The sequence below is a fragment of the Pseudomonas sp. HAR-UPW-AIA-41 genome, assembly GCF_002304225.1.
Lineage (GTDB): Bacteria > Pseudomonadota > Gammaproteobacteria > Pseudomonadales > Pseudomonadaceae > Aquipseudomonas.
In genome coordinates this window covers 1-357 of record NZ_NSLB01000047.1, presented here as the reverse complement: position 1 = coordinate 357, position 357 = coordinate 1, and the positions used below count along the sequence as shown (strand labels likewise).

General features: G+C 43.1%; 1 protein-coding gene. It reads left to right on the top strand.

Annotated elements, in window-relative coordinates:
• Nucleotides 1–14: 14 nt before the first annotated feature.
• On the top strand, nucleotides 15–357 hold a 343-nt coding region (locus CK486_RS18010; protein WP_218192120.1), incomplete at its 3' end, for an FAD-binding protein.

Genomic DNA, 357 nt, shown 5'->3' with positions numbered 1-357 from the left:
CTAGTGGAAAGGGTGTGTATATCGATATTCGCTCGATTCCTAATTTTGAAACGCACTTTCCAACGATTACAGCCCTTTGTAAACAGCATGGGGTTTCGGATGTGAATGGAGAAACTAAAGGGCTTGTATCGGAAGCGGTGAGAGGTGCTGGTGGTGTTCTCGTGGATGACAATGGAAATCGATTGATGGAACATGTGCATCCATTAAAGGATTTAGCTCCAAGACATATTACCGCTTATGAAATTTATAAAGCGCGAGCTAGTGGAAAGGGTGTGTATATCGATATTCGCTCGATTCCTAATTTTGAAACGCACTTTCCAACGATTACAGCCCTTTGTAAACAGCATGGGGTTTCGG